This is a genomic window from Psychrobacter fozii (assembly GCF_003217155.1).
GTDB classification, from domain to species: Bacteria; Pseudomonadota; Gammaproteobacteria; order Pseudomonadales; family Moraxellaceae; genus Psychrobacter; species Psychrobacter fozii.
The window spans coordinates 270,496-290,801 of the sequence record NZ_QJSU01000004.1 but is presented as its reverse complement, the minus strand read 5'-3'; the positions used below and the strand labels follow the sequence as shown (position 1 = coordinate 290,801).

The window sequence follows — 20,306 nt, the reverse complement described above, 5'->3', positions numbered from 1 at the left end:
TATATGCAGAACTTTTGATCGCGCTATGTTTTATGCGACTGTCTTGCTTTGCTTGTCAGTGTGATACCAACGAATAAGCATGAGCAGCATAAAATAAAATAGCCAGAGAGCGGCAAGTGCATAAAACCCAATAGCGACTTGCGAGACGCTTGCGCCCATTTGGTTAAGCTGTACTGATGTGTTGACACCAGGTGTCGTGGGTATCAACCAGCGTATAGCTTGTAAAAACGCGGGTAATTGGTCAGCTGGCCACGGATAGCCACTGATAAAAAACATGGGCAGAGAGCTGAAGATGAGAATCTGCATACCACGTTCACGTTGGCGAAACCATAACCCCAATACACAGCCAAGAGTTGCCACGGTTGGACAAAACAACAGTAGAAACAATAAGCTGCCGAGCATGTTCTGTCCGCGCGGATAGTGATGTAGCTCAAATGCCCAGCCATAATAAAAGCAGCCGATGATAAAACTGCACATACTAAGCGCTGCAATACGACCCAGCCAGCCACGGACAGTAGTCCTATGGCGACGCTGCTCATACCATGTGCCAATCAACATCGTCGTTGACATCAAAAGCGTTTGTTGCAAAATTAGAATAGACACGGCTGGCACGACGTATGCACCATATCCTTCAGTTTGATTGTATAAAGGCATAATCTGCAATGGCACCGCTTGGGTATTGGCCTTCGCGGTCGTTGGATAGATGCCTTGAGCCACGCTTTTTTTAACCTCGATACCTGCTGATACCGTACCAACGGCTTTCAGAAATCCCATCTGGACATTTTTATTTAATAAAAAATAACCACCATTGCCCAATACACTGACGCTTGCCTTTTTACCAGACATGACTTGTTGCTCAAGTCCGCTTGGAATGACCATATATCCAGCGATTTCATCTGACCATATGGCGTCTTTAGCATCTTGCTCATTTAGAAAACGCTCTGTATCTAATTGCGGGCTAGCGCTCGCATAACGAACGATAGTCCGTGACAGATTGCTATTGTCATAATCAATAATGCCAACGGGCACATGATTGATGACTTCGGTTGAGTACGGCCAAGGATAAAAGAAACCGTAAATAATAGGAGCAATCATCAACAGTAACAGAACGCCTTTATCCGTAAAAATGTCTTTTAGGGTTTGCAAAAACCCACCAAGAAAATTCTGTGTCTGTGCGTGTGATTTTGCATCAGTCGTGGATGCATTATCTTTCGGTGAAACTGACATTAGCGCGCTCCCCAGCGTTCAGGATGTGCCAACGCACGTTTGGTCAATAATGTGGTCAGAAGCATCGCAATCGTCGTGGCTAGGGTAAGTCCATAGACAATCGGTAATGACACGGCAGCAGGCGCATGCATTTGTAACTGTGCAATATGCAATTTTAAGTAATGAGTAAGTGGGAGTACGTCTGACCAATGCTGAGCATTGTCACTGATAGCGATATACGGAAAAGTCACACCCGCAAATGCATAAGAAGGGGCTGAGATGAAACCAGTAGAAGACAAGCCCATGCGCAGTGAAAATGAATTCAACGTTAAGATAGCACCCAAAAAGAATGAGAGCATCATCAATAGTAAGAGACCAATATAAGTGGCAATAATCGAGCTAATAGCAACGGAAGCTTGCGGTGCAGCAAACCAAAGTGCCAACATCGACCAGATGCTATAAGCCAATAATGGCCAAAAATACTTACCCAATAATCCGAACAATAATATTGAGACACCTGCTTGTCTATGTTTATTCTCAGCAACTTCTGTTTTCTCATCAGTATGGCTGTGCTGACTTTCTGGACTTGTGCTGATTTGGCTCGCTTTAATATTTGTTAAATTAGCACTGTCATGCTGATTGTTATCCGTATCAACATTCGAAATAACATCGTACCAGTGACCGATTTTTTTATCACGCAGCTCACGTCCTATCGTCGTTGCACCAATAACCATTGCCAAAATATGCAGTAGTGCAGGGATAACGGTTGAGGCTAAAAATTGTTGATAGTTGGTCGCAGCATTGAACAGGCTGATACGCTGTATGCTAATCGGCGAGTAGGCAATCGCTGCTTGTGAGGGTGCCATACCTTGCTTGACCAAACGCTGTATCTCGACGCCTGCTGATAATGTGCTAGCAACCGTTTGCACGCTGGTTTGAATGATGCCCGAATGCGTGCCGTACTGCGCATTTACTTGCAAAACCAAAGGAGCTGGCTTGCCAGATAAAATATTACGAGAAAAGTCTTCAGGAATAATGACCACTGCATAGATATCGCGTTGCAAGATAGCGGCCTCTGCATCAGATTCTGAGGCATAAAGCTGTTTTACCATCAGCGTCGGACTGGCTTCTAAGTAGCGTACAGCCGTATTGGCAACTGGGCTGTTGTCTCGATCTATGACTCCAATGGGTAAATCCGTAATCTGAGTTTGTGAAAATATCCACCAAATCAGCAGCACCGTTGCTAATGGTATCCAAACTACCATGGCTAAGTCCCATGGGTTTTTGGATAAAAACCGTCGCTCATAGGCTGCACTACGTAAGAAAGCCCCACTTAGCTTGGTCAGGCGCATGGGCTACTCTGGGCTTTTATTAGTAAGAGTAGGGTTGATGCGCACAACGACACTCATACCTGAGCGAATCCGTGCATCAGGCGTCGTTGGGCGTGCTTTCACCTCAAAAGTACGGACATCAAAGCCATCATCATTATTGGTCGGACGCCAAGTGGCAAAGTCAGACAACGTCGAAGTGGCGTAAACCGTAAACTGTTTCGTGTAAGGTTTATTCGCTGAGGATAGCGCTGGAATCGTCCCCGTAAACTGCTGACCAATTGCCAACTGGTTCAAATACGTCTCAGTGACATTAAGCACCACCCATTGGTCACTGGTATCGACCAACGTGAGCAACGGCACACCTTGACCGATGACTTCACCAGCATTGACAATGACATTGTCCACGATACCTGCTATTGGGCTTCGTAAATTGGCTTCATCTTTTGCGACTAGGGCTTCATCAAGTTTTGCATCGACTTGTGCCACTTGTGCCGTGGCAGCTGATTTGTCTTCACTACGTGCGCCTTCCATCGCCAAGTCGTATTGCAAGCGTGCTGCTTCAGTTTGGTCTTGGGTAGCGAGATATTGAGCGTACGCTTCATCGCGTTTTTGTCGTGCCATTAGTCCTTCTTCATACAGACGATTGACACGTTGATAGGTGTTTTCTGCCAAGTCCGATGCCGCTTTATTGGCTTGCCATGCCGCTTTTGCTTGAGCGATTTCTTGTGGGCGGGCGCCATTTTCTGCTTTATCTAACTGACTTTGTGCCATTTGCTTGCCAGCACGTGCTTGATCAATTTTGGCATTAATCTCAGGCGAGTCCATTTCAATAAGCTGTTGACCAGCGGTGACAGCATCACCCTCGGTGACCAAGATTTTAGAAATACGCCCCGGTACTTTTGCAGCGATGGACGTTTGCTGCATCTGCATTTGCCCTTGTAAGGTAATCACTTCAGGTTCGCTGTGCTGGTTACTCTTATATAGACCGTAAGCAACCATGCCTAATACAATCAAAACAAATAGTGCCAGAAGCCCCTTTTTTATCATGGTAGATTTATCAGCTTTTGCTGCATCGCGCTTATAGTGAGGCACTGTCTGCTCTTGTTGAGATTCAGGTATATCTTCTGCAGCATCAACTGAAGTTTGGCCATCTTGAGAGACTACTGGCTCGGTTGAATCAGCTGATTTTTGTGAGTGGTCTGATTCGTTTGGAAATTCAGTCATGACGGTGAGATTCCTAAAGCAACAAAGTTGAAAATAAAGGGTTTATAATTCGGGCGTGTCATCAATTAGCACATTGATACATTTAGTGGCCTTAAAATGGCTAAATTTTGCTAAATATCGTCAGTAATTTTGTCAATATGTTCATATTAACGGCAATTCCTTCCTTGTTTATCTACAATTTTTCTCATTTTTAGCCTCAGAATCAGAATCTAATTGATGACACGGCCTAGTAAACACGGGTAGCATAAGGTTTGGCGCTTTCTATGGCTTCAGAATTAAAAATCGCACCAAAGGCCACGATAAATGCTGAATAATAAAGCCACAGCATAATGACCACAGCCGCTGAAAGTGCGCCAAACTCAGCGCTATAATTATTAAAGTTCTGTACATAAATTGAAAATATGACAGACAATAAGATCCAAAGAACGGTTGCCAGCGCTGCTCCGGGCACCAGTTTCTTTAGCGCTACGGCATCACGGTTTGGTGCTAGGCGATAAAAGCCTAAAAAGCTTAAAAATATGATACCCGCCAATATCGGCCATCGGCTCCAAAGCGCAATGGTCTTAGCTATCTGAGGGAAAGGAAAATAGGCCGCCCCCAAAGGTATGATAGCAATAGAGGAAACCGCGATAATCAACACCACTACTGCTGCAAGGGTCAAACCAACGGCTCTGATGGTACCTTGTATAAAGCCGCGCTCTTGAGTGATATGAAAGGCAAGATTGATCAGAATAATTAAAAACTTAATGCCTTTAGAGCCAGCATAAAGGGCGAGCAAGCTCGATAAAACAAGGCTGAGCGTTAGTGTAGACGTGGTACTAGAGACCAAGTCGCTCAGACGTGAATTTAGGATGTCATATACTGTATCAGGTATAAATGGCTGTAAAAGCGCAATCTGTTCTTGCATCTCAGCGGGTGAAAATGCGAGACCATAAAGCAGTACAAATACCGCCATTACTGGAAAAATGGAGAGAAAACCAAAAAACCCCACGCTCGCGCAATGTGCCCAAACATTAGAGCTGTTCGCGATACGCCAGGTTTCTAGTAAAGTCTGTAGCCAGCTATTTGTTGATGTAGAAGTTGGTTCTTTCATAAGACAGGTATTCGCAATAGGCTGATTAATTAATTACTCATATCAAATTATTATTCGTTATATAAAGTCGGCAATTGAATGTCGGCAGCATTCAGATAAGCGTTAAACGCGAGAGGCGTGCCGCAGCTTTGCATGAGCGCCGCCAGCGACTGTACGTAGCTGTTTGCTGCTTGTGCTTGTTCCGTACGTGCTTTGAGTGACTGTGTCTGAGCCTGCACCACTTCGATAGGGGTATTCACGCCTTCTTGCAGCCCCAATCGGCGTAAACGCAGTACTTCTGCAGCCAGATCAACATTGCTTTGTAATGCTTGATAACGTGATTGAGCATTGTTGACATCGTGCCAGTTTTTTTCTACTAATAATAATAGATTGTCACTGACTTCAATTTCAGACAAATCTGCTTGGCGGATTTGGGCATTGCTCGATGCCAGCGATGCCGTTTTATCTAGTCCGCCCCATAATTTCCAGCTTGCCGAAATACCAGTAACCCAACTAGGGTCTTTTTCAACTTGACTATAGCCATACAGCATGACAGTAGGCTTGTAACCCGTATCGGACAGTGCGTGTAACTGCTGTGCTTGCGCACGCTTGGCCGCTACTTTTTGTAAACCTGGATGATTGGTCAGTGCCAAATCTTGAAAGTAATTTACATCTGGTAAGGGACGACTAGAGACAAATAGTGGTGTGGTAGGTTTGATGCGATATTCGGTACGCAATAGGCGTTGCAAGGCCATCATCGCAAGGCGTGCATCATTGTTGGCATTGACGGATTCGCTTTTTGCATCGGCCAGTGCAGACTGTGCTTCTAACCGATCAACACGAGAGATGAAGCCTTCTTCAAACAGTCGCTGAGCCATATGGTCAGTCTGTTGCAGAGTATCATAAGCATCTTCGCGTAAGTAGGCCGCAATGATAGCCAACTGCGCTTTGAAATACCGCTCAATCAACGTGTTATATAGCTCATTTTTATCCAACAAGCTGTCTGCGACGGCTTCTTGAGTACGAGCATCAGAAGCGCCTATTAAGGCAGTTGTGCGTCCAGCGGTATAGATAGGCCATAAGACCCCAAGTCCTGCACCCGACGTTGATCCCGAGCGTTTTATGTTATAAGAATCTGGGATACGCTCATCAACCAATCCATCAAAATCTGGCAAGTTCGGTATAGCCGGAACAATACTATCTATTTCGTTGACAACACCACTTTTGAGTGATGATAAATCAACATCAGTGTCCAGATGGTAAGCAGTCGCTGATACGCGTGCAAACACCAGTGGGTTGTCTAAGGTGCTTAGCGCATCAGTCTGATAGTCACTGGCGGCGATTGCTGCTTGATTGGCAGCGATTTTCGGCGATACTTGTAATAAAATATTTTGGGCTTGTTCGAGACTTAATAAGCTTGGTACTTCTAAAGAATAACTATCATCGATACTTTTATGAGTAATTGGGTCGATAACCGTAGATAGGCCAATTGGTTGCTGAGCTCTATTCAGTTCTTGGTTTGTAGTGAGTGAGCTGTCTTGGGCATGGGTTTTTTGAATATCGCTTGGATAGTCGGCATCAGTAATTTGTGTCACATTATTCTGGAGCTCAGTATTACTCTCGTTTGCGCTTGCGACATTGGATGCCGCTGAAGCTATAAGCGCAACCATCATCACCGAATTAGATAGAGTCGATAAAGCAAATTTCATAAGTCACATAAGCCATTAATTAGAGTGCAAGGTGTTTTGGTGTCAGATAACGTCTTAACTATAGCGAAAGTATGAACCATTGTAGCTATTTACTGATGGAGAAAAGCCGAAATACCAGTCTATTACAGAGACCAGAACTTTGTTATCAATAACAAAGCGTACACTGTAGTGCCACAATAGTGACGGGTCAATGCTCAATATTCTCCTGTTTTCTATTGTATAGTCAATAGCAGTATGATAGAGAGCTGATTTAGTTTTAAAATATTCGTTTATAAGTAATGTGATAGCGAATACCATGGGTGGCGTATTTTTAAGTTTGAGCGGATTAGTATTAAATAATTATTATTTTTAAATGACATTATTAACTAATGTCAGCAGTAATACGTAATGAATGATTGAATCATTGCACCGATTAATGAATCGTATAAACAATACCAGTAGAAGGTGGGTGGCATGGCAGGATACATTTTGGCTTTAGATCAAGGGACAACATCGAGTCGCGCGATATTGTACGATGACCATGCACGTCCGATAAAAATGGTACAACAGCCGACAACGCTGCAAACACCCAAAGCTGGATATGTCGAGCAAGATGCCCAACAAATTTGGCAGACTCAGATTAGCTGTGCACATGATGTGATCAATCGGGCAGGCCTACTTGCTACCGATGTGGCCAGTATTGCGATTACCAATCAGCGTGAGTCGATTGTTATTTGGGATAAGCAAACGGGCAAGCCCTTAGCGCCTGCTATTATTTGGCAAGATCGCCGTACGGAACGCTATTGTCAAACATTGGCTGTGGAAAAGGTTACTAATGATAGCGATGAAGACATGGCAAGTGAAGTGCAACGCATCACAGGCTTACGTCTAGATCCTTATTTTAGTGCCAGTAAAATTGCTTGGTTGCTCGAAAACAATCCCAAATTGAGCGTGCGTGCTAATAGGGGTGAAATCGCGGTCGGTACGATAGATAGTTGGCTTATCTATAAACTGACTGGCGGAGAGCATGTCATTGATGTGAGCAATGCTTCTCGTACGTTACTATATGACATTCATAAACTGGCGTGGTCACAAGAGCTGTGTGCACGGTTTGCCATACCCATGAATATCTTGCCTAAAGTCCTACCATCCGACGGTGATTTTGGCAAAACTAAAAAAGGATTGTTCGCCAAGCAGATACCCATTCAGGCTGTACTGGGTGACCAGCAAGCAGCGCTTTTTGGGCAAGGCTGCCTCGATGCTGGCATGGCAAAAAACACTTATGGCACAGGTTGTTTTATGCTGATGAATATTGGCCAAAAACCAAAACTCAGTGAGCATAAATTATTGACAACCATCGCTTGGCAAAGAAAATCTATGCCAACTCGTCCAGAGAATCTATCGTTTGATCAAATCGTACAATCGGGCAAGCGTATGCTACAGCCACCCAAAAAAGAAGTGACCTATGCGTTAGAGGGCAGTGTGTTTATGGCGGGCGCGATCGTCCAATGGCTGCGTGATAATTTGGGTATGATTCAAAAAAGCAGCGATGTTGAAGATTTGGCACGACAGGTAGACAGTAGTGAAGATGTGGTTTTGCTGCCTGCATTTACCGGACTGGGTGCACCTTATTGGCGCTCTGATATCAGCGCGAGTATCACGGGCATGAGCCGTGGCACTACTAAATCTCATATTGCGCGTGCAGCTCTAGAAGCCGTGGCTTATCAAACTTACGATGTCCTCATTGCCATGCAAAAAGACAGCCCTCATCCGCTGACTGAGCTAAGAGTAGATGGCGGCGCTGCCAACAATGACTTGCTGATGCAGTTTCAGGCTGATTTGTTGAATGTACCAGTATTACGCCCGAGAGACACAGAAATTACTGCCAAAGGCGCTGCATTACTGGCAGGTCTAAAGACTGGGCTATATGACGAAGCAACGATGCGAGCATCATGGCAAGTTGAGCGGATTTTTGAACCTACAATGTCCAGCGATATTCGTGAGCAACACCTCAATAAGTGGAAACAAGCTGTTGATCGAGCATTAAGAACGATATAAACGGTTGAGTATTATCATCAAAGCCCTGTAGTTATTTAACGGAAGATTACTTAACGTTGTCGAGTGTTCTACAAAAACGTTATAAAGATACAGGCTGTAACGCAATGCAATCGCAACTTGGACACAGTTTACATAATCTGCCTATCTGTTGTTATCCATAAATTATTATACTTTAGTTGAATTAAGCGAACGTGATGATTCTTAAGAAATTAGTAAAATTACAATTCTAAGATTCATAACTTAATACATAAGCACTTAAGAAACAGGTGCTTAAGAAACAGGCACTTAATAAATCGAATATATAATAAACAATTAAGGATAATAATATGAGTAACCATGACAGTATTGATCGCAGTGAAGTAAAACATATGTCAAAAGAGGCAAAGCAAGACCTAAATGCTGACATCATCACTGGTGAGCCAGGCTCACATCCACTAGGAACAGGTATTGGTGGTGTAGGCGGTGCAGCGGCAGGTGCAGCTATTGGTACAATGGCAGGTCCACTGGGTACTTTGATTGGCGGCGCTATTGGTGCTATCGTTGGCGGCGGCGCTGGACATGCAGCAGCAGAAGCTATCGATCCTACCCATGAAGAAGCCTACTGGCGCGCAGAGCATGCTAACGCCGATTACTACAAAGAAGGTCATGACTTTGACCGTGACTTACATCCAGCCTATGCAGTAGGCTATGCTAATCGTGCTAACTATCCCGTAGATGCTCGTTTCGAAGATCATGAATCAGAGTTAGAGCGTTCATGGCATGAAGTGAAAGGCGAGTCGCGTATGGAATGGAACGATGCACGTAGAGCATCACGTGACGCATGGAACCGTGTATCATAATTAACAATATAGTTATTTATGTTAATTAGTGAACTAAAATCAACTAGGTGAAACTAACAGCATATTAAGTGTAAGTAAGCATACAGTGTGTAAGCTTGCACTCTTATGACCAGATTGAGTAAAGTTGTAGATATTGCTCTATTAACAGACAGAATAACTTGAATTTATGCATTTTCGAAGCTCTCAAAGATTTCTTTGGGGGCTTTTTTGCTGTATATTGTTTGTTATATATGCATGTTATTTCCAAAAAACACTATTAAAAACAAATGTTAAGAATAATAATAGTAGGTAATCCATGACTAATAATATAAAAGAGAATAATTCAAAGCAGTTTTATATCGCCACTGCCAATTTGCTTAACTTTGCCAACCCAGATCGTATTTATTATGAGAACGCATCCGCTTATAATAATGATGAGTATAAGCATAAATTACACGGTATTAGTGATTTATTATCAAAAGCACATGCTGATATCATCGCTGTGCAAGAAGTATGGGACAGTGATGCGCTTGAAGCATTGGCAGTCTCGTTAGGATTTAAGGCGGAGCATGTGGTTGTTCCCTTGGCCAGTAATGATGTGTCGAGTCCTTATACCCAAGGTAAAGGCGCACAGAACACGCCTTCTGTTGGCATTATCAGCCGTTTTGAACAGCTGGAAAGCAGCTTGTTAGAAGAGATTTTACCTGAAGCGGTGATTGAGGTTCCTGATATAGGTCCTTATCAGCGATTTAATCGTCCGCCGTTGGTGGTACGTGTTAATGCCTATGGTCAACCAATAACGATTATCACTGCTCATCTTAAGAGTAAGCGTGCTTTTTTCTTACGTGATAAAAATGGCATCTTGTTAGAAGATATAGACGATCCTAATATTAGAGTCCGTGCCAAGCTACGCAGTTTATGTATGCGTGCTGCAGAAGCCGCTTCTATTCGTATGTCTATCATAGAGCGCTTGCAGCATACTCATGAGCCATTGATTTTATTGGGTGATATGAATGATGTTACTGGTAGCGTCACCACTCAATTAATGGCGGAAACGGGTGAAGTCAACTATGACAAAAGCATGCGTGATATCGCATTGTTTGATGCTGCTCGAATTCAATCACGTTATGGCTGGATGAAAGATGTGGCATATACCCATATCTATCAAGGCATGCCAGAAGTGATTGATCAACTATTTGTTTCAGAAGAGTTTTTGCCTGACAGTAAGTTTTCGCTTGGTCAGGTTGAACGGGTGGACTATTTTAATGACCATTTAAAATGGGATTATGCAGATAGAGTCATCGATCATGGTATTATAAGAGCGAAAATAAAACTTAATAGTTAGTTTTATTATATTAAATTGCACTAAAGGGTCAACTCTATTAAATTGTTGATCTATACATTATTTTTTAACCCATTTATCTCCCTTGCTTGATGGTGTACAAGCGTTTATGATGCGTCTCCGTTAGATGTAGTAGCGCTCACATTGACGCTATATTACTCACTAATAGGATGTAATTCTTTCATTTCGGATAAGTATTATCCAATGAAAATTGTATTTATAAAACAGGGTGTAACCTTAAGAGACTTATAATGAGCGAAAATAAAGACGAAAAGATTGAAGATGTGTTGGTAGACTCGGAACTGGCAAAAAAGCTTGTACCAAATAAGTTTAAGTTTACGAGTCAGCAAGGCCGTGCGCGCCGTCAAAAATTGTTGGCTGGTGCCAAAAAGTTGAGCGAAACGCTACCAATTAATGATATTACCTTGGCTGCTGTCTGTGAAGAAGCGGGTATTCCAAGAGCATCTGCTTATCATTTCTTCCCTAATATTGAAGCAATATTTTTAGCATTACGCTTTTTGAATGCTATTGAAATATTAGAAATAGTAGAGACGGTTGATGTTGGTAATTATGATAGATGGCAGGGCTATTTAACCGCACTGATTGACCAGTGTGTGACGATATTTCATAATGATGAAACGAAAGCAAAGCTCATTTATGACACCAACACGCCTGATTTTGAAGGTGATAGTTTTGGTGAAGACATTAATCATCAAATCGTTGATTTGGTTTACAAACGTCTATCAGAACGCTATGAGATGCCAGGTTTCCACGATATCCAAGATACGTTGTTGATTGCTTATAGTATTGTCAATTCTATATTTACGTTATCTTATCGCCGTCATCAGAAAATCACTGACGACTATATCCAAGAAGCGAACACTGCATTTATTGCCTATTTACGTTGCTACTTACCAGAGAAGCTACCACGTAAAAAAGTATCAGTGTAGAAGAATCGCCTTAAGAATGTATAGAAAAAGCCGACATAATATGTCGGCTTTTTTGTGTTTAAGATTTTAATAACTCCATTAGCAATGAATATGGCTATGATTACTTTATGGAACTGGGGTCAACACTTGCCCTTGGCAAACATCATCACCCGTGTCCAAAGGGGCATATTGCTTATAATAGCGGACGATTAGCTGTTCTAAATTTACATTGGTTTGTGAGTCGTGTGCGTTTACATAAGCCTCGCGTGCTTGTTCAAGCCAACGATCTGCCATACGAAAATGCATACTTGACTCTCGCCAGCCGCGCTCACATTGATTGGTGGCTGCCCAAATGAGAGTCACTTCGCTAAATGCTATCTCACGTGGTGCTGAGGCGATACCATCACTATCTTTAAGAGCATTTAGAGTCGCCCACAGATCAGGTCGCATGAGAGCAGAGTTTGAAGGTATGTCTTGATGTAGTGCGATGTTTTGTATCGTATCAGTCTCTAGCGCTTGCAGTATCGACTCGGCCATTTCTGTCGCTATACTACCAGCAGATGACTTGCTATTCATACTGTCTTGATGAATAGCGTAGTTTAGCCATCCTTGTGCCTGGTAAGCAAAATACTGTTGCTGCGCAGTTTTATCAGCTTGTTGGTAAGGTTTCAGCTGATCTACCATACAGTTCAGGACGCGTTGCTCATTACTTTGGTATCTATAAGAAGGCTTTTGATCTTGAGCATCATTACGACAGTCAGTAAAGCTATGTTTATCTGTGATCTGTGCAGTATCATTTTCTGCCAAAACAGGTGAGACAGTTGTCAGCAGTACGATTGCCGACAGCGCAGTATATATCGACTGTTTGCGAGAAATGGTTTTAATAACAGATGTAAACATGGTGCAAACCTTATATTAAGGTAATAAGTATTGATATTTAGCATCATGATGGCTAGATCTATGACCTATCAGCTGATGATAAATAACAGAGTAAGGGCAACATTGTCATCAGTAACTGAGAACAATGTTGTCAAACTATAAGGTAGAGTCACTGGCTAGGCGGTTGTTTTTGCGTGGATCTTCACGTTTGAATAAGTCTTCATCAAACTTAAAGCGTAGTCTGAAGTAAGCCCCTTCTTGCGTACTGTCATCATAGGCTATATCTTCATCTTCAAAGCCCATGAAGTTATAGCCAATGGATAACCAAAGATTGGTCATTGGGCTATAGCCTACTTCAGCACCAAGCATATAAGCCAAGTCATTTGCTTGCTCGTTCCAGTACGTACCCGCTTGCATGCCGATATCCCAGCGCTCACTAATGTCATAAAGGCCGCGACCATAGACGGCATGAGCAGTGTTATCACTCGTCAACCCATCTGCTTTGTATTCTGTATATTTACCTGCATAGCGGCCAGACCATGTCATAGCACGCGTAGGATGGTAGTTACCGTTCCATGACCACACCATGGTATCTTTCTGATAAATATCATCGCCAGTATTATTGTCATCTAAACGATATTCAAACTTTGCAAGCATGTCTAGCTGGTTGCTATCGTAATCACGGTATGCTGCACCTAGCTGAAAACGGTTGATCGTACGATCACCATCGTCATAGTCAATACGTGAATAAATGTCTTTAGCCAGTAAAGTAATATCGTCGGTATAGCGGTACGCAATACCTGCGCTACCGAGTAATGTATCGCTCGTCTCGCCCCAACGTTTCTCAAAACGTCCTGATGCTTTGTAGTCTTCTTTTGCAAGATACTCAACACCGATACCTGCCGCCGTTGCCGTGTTATCTTCTTCACCTTCAAGAGATTCAACGCGCTCAAATAAGGTATTTAAAGTCAGACCTTCTTGAACATACCACTTGTTTTTTAGACCGATAGCAGCTTCAGCTTCGCGAGCACTAATGGCATCACTCATGCGGTATTCGCTATAGACTTTGCCATCTTTCATATAAGCGGCATCAAAACCAAAAACCGTACGCTGACGTTCATCAGTGTCATCAAGGCCATAAGTACCAGATAAGCTGTTGATCAAATCATGACGGGCATATAGTCGGCCCAAGCTTCCCATTGGAGTTTCACCACCAATGGACGTTGCATTACGTGAGCTGTGTTCAATATCTTGCTCATATTCTGCAAATACCAACGAATTATTTAACTTCGGCAAATGCGCTGTGATACGGGCGCGAGCAGTGGTACCTTCGATGTCTTCGTCCGCACTGCTGATACTGCTTAACGCTGACTGATTGATGATGTCGTCATTGAATAAGGTGTCGTTTGTGATGTCCAAAACATCTGTTGCAGCTTGAGTGTTACGTGAGGCAGCGGTTGCATCTTGTTTGTAGTAGCGCACACCAATTTCACCAACGACGTTTTCAGTCAAGCGATGCTCGATACTGGCTTGTACACCTTCACTGCTAGCATCAGTAGTATGATCTTCTGTACGTATGCCTTCTAACGTTAACGCAGTTTGCTTGCTATTTAAAGTACGGTTGATTTCTACACCAGATTCGGTACGCCCAGCAGTCAGTGGCGATGAACCAGTGACAAAACCTTCGTCGGCATCGTTGTAATAAGCTTTGGCACGTGTGTTTTTCTTGTTATCAAAATCAAGCTCGATACGGAATGCGTTGCCTTCGACATTACTGTCGTTCAACTCTGTGGTGTTGATCTGGTTACTTGGCTGGAAGTTTGGATTTTCAGCTTTGTTCATGGCATATTCAGCGACTAGCTTTAGCTTGTCATTGAATTTAATGACGCTATTCAGGCTAGCAAGCTCTTCTTTGTTAAGTGGATCATCACTATTGATATAACTACCGCCAATAGAAATTTTCTCATTTAACTGTTGCTTGGCTGCGATACCACCAACCAAGTAATCTTCACCACCTTCATCTACTTCTACTGTGACACGAATATAGACAGGGTTACCATCAATATCTTGGCTGGCAATAGGACTCTTTAAATATAGGCTACGGCTAATAGGGTCAATTTCGTAATCAGCAAAACGTGTCAGTGTCTCACGGCTGACGATCAGTCCAGCATTGTTTGCGTCACGAGTGATGATTTCGATGGTTTCAGAGTTTTCTAGTACGGCATCAAAGTTTTCAGCCAATGGGTAAGGGCCTGAAATACCAAGACCACGAGTCTCATTGACACGCTGGCTTGTACTGGTCTCTGCTAAAAAAGCGGTAACACGAGTATTACTGTCTTCAAACTGAGCTTTTAGGCCTGTCAAAGTACGATTGTATTGACCGAGCTTGATGCCTTCATCATTATCAATCTGAGTCTTTAGATCGCCATACATAGCGAACGAGCGACCTTTATCAAGGCGTACGTACAGCTTGCTAGTAGATTGGGCATCAAAGCCTTTAGCTGATGAGTCACCATAAACAGGATAGTATTCGCCAGGATCGATATCACGGAATAAACGTTCGCCCTTTTTATCACTGTCATATGCTAATGTCAGCAGATAGTCGCCGCGTACTTTGCCCTTGAGGAACATAGCAGCACGACCAGTCGCTGAATAGTTGTCATCGCCAGAAATTTCATTTAGCTCTTGCTCAAATGCGCCTTGAGCATCTGTAATACTACTGCCATCAAAATCTTTGAGCGAGATAGCGCCTTCTACGATACCCACAGCGATCAGTGGACGCAGCTGAGCGGTAAACTGTAGAGGGATAACCTGTTTACTACTGCCAGTGTCGATAACCAGCTCGCCTTTACCCGGTGCGCTAGGCGCGGTCACAGGAATCAATAGCTCGCCACCTGATACGATAACTTGGGTACCGGCCGTGTCTTTACTGCCATCTTTTAGATTGATACGACCGATATTGGTATCGATAGTAATCGGGGTCGAGGCGATGTATGGACGACCATCACGATCTTTTAGGCTGATGACGACTTGGTATTCGCTGATACCGTCGGCAGCTACTAGCTGGGTTTGAGTACGATAGTCAATCGCTTGAAGGCTATCTGGCGTCAATACTTTGATCGTTTGTTCAGAGATGACCTTACCATTGATGTCGGTAGCCACACCGCGCAAGGTGTTCTTGCCGCGTTGTAAGTCCACTGCGTAATAATCGAAAGCAGTGACGTTTTGCTTTTCTTGCTCAGCTGTTTTACCTATTTTTTGCTCTGATACTGCTTTGCCGTTGGCATATAGTGTGAATATTGATCCGAGCGGTGCTTGTACCTGTACTATTTGCTTATAAGAGCTAAGCTGTTGACCTTCGTTTAAGTTGATAAAGGCAACATCATTATTAGCGACTTCTTTTAGATATAGCTCTAATTCTTGTTCGACGGGTGGTGCTACTGTCGTCACAGCCATGTCAACGCGTTTGCTTGCTTCACCAACCATATCATTGACGATTGCAGAGTCGCAATTATTACCAAGATCTAAATCGCCGTTGATATTACAGCCACTGGCATCGACATTGTCAGTAGTATCGGTGTTATAGTCAGGGTCTAGTGTCAGCTCTGTTTTTACCGCTTGCTCTAAGGTATCGTTTTTAGCACCTACCGATTTGCTGCGAGCGACTAGCTCAGCATTCAAGCGTTCAGTGCTATCGCCCATGCCACCAACGATAGCAAAGTCGGCACGATGGAGTTCGCCATACTTCAAATCAACAAAACGGCTACCAGCATCACCAGCATTTCGATTACTTTGGGTGACCATTTCGGTTGCATGAGGGATGGTGGTGCGGTCTACTTTTAGGACGTGTGTCTTTGCACTTATCCCATAGAAATTATACTTACCTTCAGGATCAGTAACCACAAAGTTACCGTTTTCCATGTAGATACGGACGCCTGCGACACCGAGCTCGCCGTCTTCTTTTTGTTGAATACCGTCACGGTTGATATCGTGGTAGACCTTACCAATGATAATGCCGTCCGTATTCATGATGCCGCGTTCTACATCAATTTTCCATTGTGCTTCTCTTGAAGCAACACTTTGACCTTGGTCATTGCTAGCCACCGCAGTCGCGCGGTTGATACCGTCACCACCTAATGATGAGGCACCGATCAACACACGATAAGTTATCTTTTTACTTTCGCCAGTTGCCATATTACCTAAGCTTAGCACCTGATATTTACCATCAGTCTTAAACTCAGTAGTCTGTGCTTGATTGATATCTACATTGGTCGTTGGACTGACGCGCACACTGTTATCAACGTAGTCAAAACCACGTGGTAGGGCATCTTTTAGCTGTACATCGTAAGCCGTAGCATTACCGTTATTCGTAACATTGATGGTATAGCTGACATAATCTCCAAGATCAGCGCTTTTGACGTCACTTTCTTTGGTCACGACTAAGCTTGCATTGTCATCAATGATATTGATTTGCGTATTTAGATCATCGATACGGACAGTAAAGTCGCCAGCAGTTGGTAATTGATCAGTACCTGTACCGACAGAAGGGTCGATACAAGCATCTAAACTGGCCGTTAAGGTATCGTTGACCAAGGTCTGGATAAATTTATCATCAATCGCATTGGCATTATTTTGTGTCGGGGCAGATAGACGGTATTTACCGGTGTTATTGCCTGTCTCGATGCCTTTGAGAGAGTAGGTGTCACCCGTTAGTGGAGACTTAACCGTGATCCATACTTGATCTGGCTTATCAGTCTGCACGTTACACTGAGCATAGCTTGCGTCAATGTAGACGTTTTCATTGATTTGTGAGGTGGCTTTGGTTTCATCAAATTGAGGCGTGGTAAATTTTATCTCAGGCTCGATGATAACAAGTCTGTCGATCGCTTCAACCGCTGCTATTGATGGATCTTCTAGTATGATAGCGCCAATTTTTATATCAGCAGTATCGCCATCTTCACCATTGATATCTGATAGCGCTTGTACGATAAGCTGAATGCTTTCACTCTGACCAAGTTTGATTTGAGCACTCAAGTTATCGAGCATGATTTGTCTATCTGCTGAATCAACTTTTCCATTGTTATTAAGGTCTTGATAGACCTTTAAATTAGAAACTGTTGGCGAGATAGCAAGTGTTAGCTCAACCGTTTGCTCGCTATAACTTGTATTACTCAGTACGTTAACCCAACTTACCTCTGTGTTAGGCATGACAGTACGCAGAGGCTGCTGAGTCAGGCTGATACCGTATGCAGGTAGGTCTGAGACTTTAGCCTGTACCTGATTTGAAATACCGTTTTGTTTGATAGACTCAACGTCATAAGCCACGTTAGCAATATTATTGATAGTTTGCACGAGAGTAATAGGCGCAGCAGACGCCATATTTGATTGCATAAGCAACATCGCTAATGACAGCGCAGAAATCTTCGCTGTACACAATGTGATACGATTAGACGGTGTCATGATAGATAGAGTCATATGTCGCTTATCCAATAAAACATAAAAGGGTAGGGTAAGAGCCTTTTAGCTTGGCTAATAAAAATCGATTAGGTCAAGCTAGAAGGATGTTCTATAAGCAGCATTCGCTACTCATAGATTTATTGAATTAATTATTGATTGGTACCGGTCTGTGAAGGTTTCGCAGAAAATACAACGTTAGCGGTTGTATTAGCTGCTACAGTTGCAAACGTAACTTTTATCACCTGACCAAGAGATTGATCGGTTGCTGTCGGCGAAGCTGAAAAGCTGTTAGCTTGATAAGTAAGCGTAGATGCCAAAGTATCTGATACGACAAGGTTGTTAATTACTCTAGCGCTATCAGTAAAAGTGTTCTTAGATTCTAACTTATAGAAGATACACTGAGCAGCAGTCGCTGTTACATTTCCAGTTGACCAAGCAGCAGAGCTAACAGCAGGATTCGCACCACAACTATCTACTATTTGGTATTTTGTCAGATTAACACCTTGCATAGTCGTAGTGGACGTTGTGGACAATGGATTATCGCCAGTACTAGTAGGTGCAGCAGTACCGTTAACTGGACCTTTAGGCTGAATGGCTATTGTTAAAGTCTCAAAGTCGCCTATGTTATTTACATTAGCTTGTGTAGAGTTTGGATCGTTGCTACCTTCACCTGACGAGGCAACTTGCACGCCAATTTTGACACTTTCGCCAGGAGCTAGGCCTTTACGATTAGTAGTACTTCCTGTTATGAAAGGAGTGGCAGCGTTCAGCTCATAAATACCGTTCACACCGACGAGTTCAGTTTCACCTGAGTCAAATTTACCATTGTTGTTAGCATCCACGTATACACGTGTGATACTGATATTAGGGTCATCGATAATGCCATTATTTCTAGTAGCCGTCGGCTTTATAGACAGTTTTACAGAACTATCATTATCGCCTGTTCCTGCTGCTTCTGTGACATCAGTACCGTTGTTGGTGATGGTATAAGTATAAGTATTGGTAACTTCGTTGTTAGTTGAAGGAGTAACTAAAGCCACTTCTTTGTTTACACCTGGAGTAATAGCAATAGCACGAGTCTGATTAGTCGTTGTCACGGTTGCATTAGTATTGTCATCTTTACCTATTGTAGGCGTAGCTGTATTTTCATAAGTGCTCTCTGTTAGGCCACCTGCAGTAGCACCATCATCAGACCTATCAATGATATCCGGGGTGTTAGCGTTTACATCGCTCTTAGTATTATCTTTAACAACTGCATAGTTGGTAAATAAGCTACTAGTTGTTGCGCCAGTTGCTTTCTTAGCACGGAAAGTAAGCGTAATAGTTTCGCCTACTTTAACGTTTTGACCTGTCACTGAGATGGTTTTACCATCACTAGATATAACAGGTGCAACTGCTGCGCTACCGTTAGAAGATATAGTGGTCGGTGCAGTGTAGCTAGTCTCAGTAGACTTTATGGCAACTAAGCCTGTAGGTAAGTCATCAGAAATAACAATGGCAGTACCATCAATATTGCCTTCGTTTTTAACGGTTACAGTGTAATCAACATAAGCATTGGCATTATTTAAATCAAAGTTCTTGTTTAAAAGATTGGTTTGAGCTGATTTTACGATTTTGTATATCGGAGTTGTTGTCTTAGCATTATCAGTGTTGACTGCTGTATAAGTAGCAGGAGCTGTGTTTGCAGATTTCGATTTTAAGTAAGTACTTTCAGCAGTAACCGTCAAGATACCGTTAGCGTCCGCAACACGCTTAGTATCAGACTGAGCAGTAACGGTAATGAGCGCTTTTTCACCTGGTGCCAATGCAATTGAATCGTTATTAGAAATAGTTACTTCACCACCAATGTTAGTGCCAGCTGCATTGGTTTTTTGATACTTAATAACACTATTGCCAAGGTTGTAGTCAAAATTATCGCCAGTTACATTAGCAAGAGTGATCTTGTAAGTGTCGTTAACGTTACCACCGTTAGTCAATGTATGAGTGAAATCTACTGTTGAGCTCGCTTGCGCATTAATAGTACGGTCTTTACCAAAATCATCATCCTTTACATCATCAACTACTGTTGATATTAAAGAGAACGAACCAGTTTCAGTAACATTCACCGTAACTACATTCGACTCTGCAGTCTGTGAAGTGGTATTACCGGCAACCGTATAAGAAGCAGTTGCTTTGTTCGTTACATTAAATGAACCAGAAGTACCGCCCGTCGGGGTAGCAGCATTGGCAGTAGTGATGCTCATTGCTGCGGCTAGACCAACAGCCAACACTGAGTATTTAAATGAATTAGGTTTCATACGGT

General features: G+C 43.0%; 12 protein-coding genes. 4 read left to right on the top strand and 8 right to left on the bottom strand.

The genetic code is table 11. The annotated features are described in order from the left end of the window. Window positions 1–30 precede the first annotated feature (30 nt). From DFP82_RS07270 to DFP82_RS07250, 5 genes are all read right to left on the bottom strand, one after another. A complete protein-coding gene (locus DFP82_RS07270; RefSeq protein ID WP_110923064.1) occupies window positions 31–1,227 on the bottom strand; it encodes an ABC transporter permease in 1,197 nt (398 codons plus the stop codon). Then, window positions 1,227–2,558 (bottom strand): ABC transporter permease, encoded by a 1,332-nt coding sequence (locus DFP82_RS07265; RefSeq protein WP_110923063.1) that lies wholly within the window; start codon window positions 2,556–2,558, stop codon window positions 1,227–1,229. The genes DFP82_RS07270 and DFP82_RS07265 overlap by 1 nt, the downstream gene beginning before the upstream one ends. A 3-nt stretch (window positions 2,559–2,561) precedes the next feature. Continuing rightward, window positions 2,562–3,761, bottom strand: a complete 1,200-nt coding sequence (locus DFP82_RS07260) for an HlyD family secretion protein (RefSeq protein ID WP_110923062.1) — start codon at window positions 3,759–3,761, stop codon at window positions 2,562–2,564. Window positions 3,762–3,987: 226 nt separating this feature from the next. After that, window positions 3,988–4,854 carry a YihY/virulence factor BrkB family protein gene (locus tag DFP82_RS07255; RefSeq protein WP_110923061.1) on the bottom strand — a complete coding sequence of 289 codons (867 nt, stop codon included), beginning with the start codon at window positions 4,852–4,854 and terminating at the stop codon, window positions 3,988–3,990. A gap of 50 nt (window positions 4,855–4,904) precedes the next feature. Beyond that, window positions 4,905–6,542 (bottom strand): TolC family protein, encoded by a 1,638-nt coding sequence (locus tag DFP82_RS07250; RefSeq protein WP_110923060.1) that lies wholly within the window; start codon window positions 6,540–6,542, stop codon window positions 4,905–4,907. 453 nt (window positions 6,543–6,995) lie between these two features. Here DFP82_RS07250 and glpK point away from each other — a divergent pair, with 453 nt between their 5' ends. From glpK to DFP82_RS07230, 4 genes are all read left to right on the top strand, one after another. Next, window positions 6,996–8,579: a glycerol kinase GlpK gene (gene glpK / locus DFP82_RS07245; protein ID WP_110923059.1), complete on the top strand. Its 1,584-nt coding sequence runs from the start codon at window positions 6,996–6,998 to the stop codon at window positions 8,577–8,579. A 326-nt stretch (window positions 8,580–8,905) separates the two neighbouring features. Beyond that, the gene (locus DFP82_RS07240; RefSeq protein WP_110923058.1) at window positions 8,906–9,418 is read left to right on the top strand and encodes a hypothetical protein; all 513 of its coding nucleotides are present in this window, start codon (window positions 8,906–8,908) and stop codon (window positions 9,416–9,418) included. Window positions 9,419–9,713: 295 nt separating this feature from the next. Next, the gene (locus DFP82_RS07235; protein WP_110923057.1) at window positions 9,714–10,742 is read left to right on the top strand and encodes an endonuclease/exonuclease/phosphatase family protein; all 1,029 of its coding nucleotides are present in this window, start codon (window positions 9,714–9,716) and stop codon (window positions 10,740–10,742) included. Window positions 10,743–10,990: 248 nt separating this feature from the next. Then, window positions 10,991–11,689, top strand: a complete 699-nt coding sequence (locus DFP82_RS07230; protein ID WP_110923056.1) for a TetR/AcrR family transcriptional regulator — start codon at window positions 10,991–10,993, stop codon at window positions 11,687–11,689. Window positions 11,690–11,794: 105 nt separating this feature from the next. Here the strand turns inward: DFP82_RS07230 and DFP82_RS07225 are convergent, their stop codons facing one another. The 3 genes from DFP82_RS07225 to DFP82_RS07215 form a co-directional block, all read right to left on the bottom strand. Next, window positions 11,795–12,568: a hypothetical protein gene (locus tag DFP82_RS07225; protein WP_110923055.1), complete on the bottom strand. Its 774-nt coding sequence runs from the start codon at window positions 12,566–12,568 to the stop codon at window positions 11,795–11,797. Between the two features lie 135 nt (window positions 12,569–12,703). After that, window positions 12,704–18,022 (bottom strand): SdrD B-like domain-containing protein, encoded by a 5,319-nt coding sequence (locus DFP82_RS07220; RefSeq protein ID WP_110923054.1) that lies wholly within the window; start codon window positions 18,020–18,022, stop codon window positions 12,704–12,706. 131 nt (window positions 18,023–18,153) lie between these two features. Beyond that, entirely contained in the window at window positions 18,154–20,301 is a 2,148-nt protein-coding gene (locus tag DFP82_RS07215; RefSeq protein WP_110923053.1) for a beta strand repeat-containing protein, read from the bottom strand. Between the last annotated feature and the right edge of the window lie 5 nt (window positions 20,302–20,306).

What these genes read in the sequence shown, in the direction of transcription:
- DFP82_RS07270 (WP_110923064.1), bottom strand. Translation starts at nt 1,227, where the DNA reads ATGTCAGTTTCACCGAAAGATAATGCATCCACGACTGATGCAAAATCA.
- DFP82_RS07265 (WP_110923063.1), bottom strand. Translation starts at nt 2,558, where the DNA reads ATGCGCCTGACCAAGCTAAGTGGGGCTTTCTTACGTAGTGCAGCCTAT.
- DFP82_RS07260 (WP_110923062.1), bottom strand. Translation starts at nt 3,761, where the DNA reads ATGACTGAATTTCCAAACGAATCAGACCACTCACAAAAATCAGCTGAT.
- DFP82_RS07255 (WP_110923061.1), bottom strand. Translation starts at nt 4,854, where the DNA reads ATGAAAGAACCAACTTCTACATCAACAAATAGCTGGCTACAGACTTTA.
- DFP82_RS07250 (WP_110923060.1), bottom strand. Translation starts at nt 6,542, where the DNA reads ATGAAATTTGCTTTATCGACTCTATCTAATTCGGTGATGATGGTTGCG.
- glpK (WP_110923059.1), top strand. Translation starts at nt 6,996, where the DNA reads ATGGCAGGATACATTTTGGCTTTAGATCAAGGGACAACATCGAGTCGC.
- DFP82_RS07240 (WP_110923058.1), top strand. Translation starts at nt 8,906, where the DNA reads ATGAGTAACCATGACAGTATTGATCGCAGTGAAGTAAAACATATGTCA.
- DFP82_RS07235 (WP_110923057.1), top strand. Translation starts at nt 9,714, where the DNA reads ATGACTAATAATATAAAAGAGAATAATTCAAAGCAGTTTTATATCGCC.
- DFP82_RS07230 (WP_110923056.1), top strand. Translation starts at nt 10,991, where the DNA reads ATGAGCGAAAATAAAGACGAAAAGATTGAAGATGTGTTGGTAGACTCG.
- DFP82_RS07225 (WP_110923055.1), bottom strand. Translation starts at nt 12,568, where the DNA reads ATGTTTACATCTGTTATTAAAACCATTTCTCGCAAACAGTCGATATAT.
- DFP82_RS07220 (WP_110923054.1), bottom strand. Translation starts at nt 18,022, where the DNA reads ATGACTCTATCTATCATGACACCGTCTAATCGTATCACATTGTGTACA.
- DFP82_RS07215 (WP_110923053.1), bottom strand. Translation starts at nt 20,301, where the DNA reads ATGAAACCTAATTCATTTAAATACTCAGTGTTGGCTGTTGGTCTAGCC.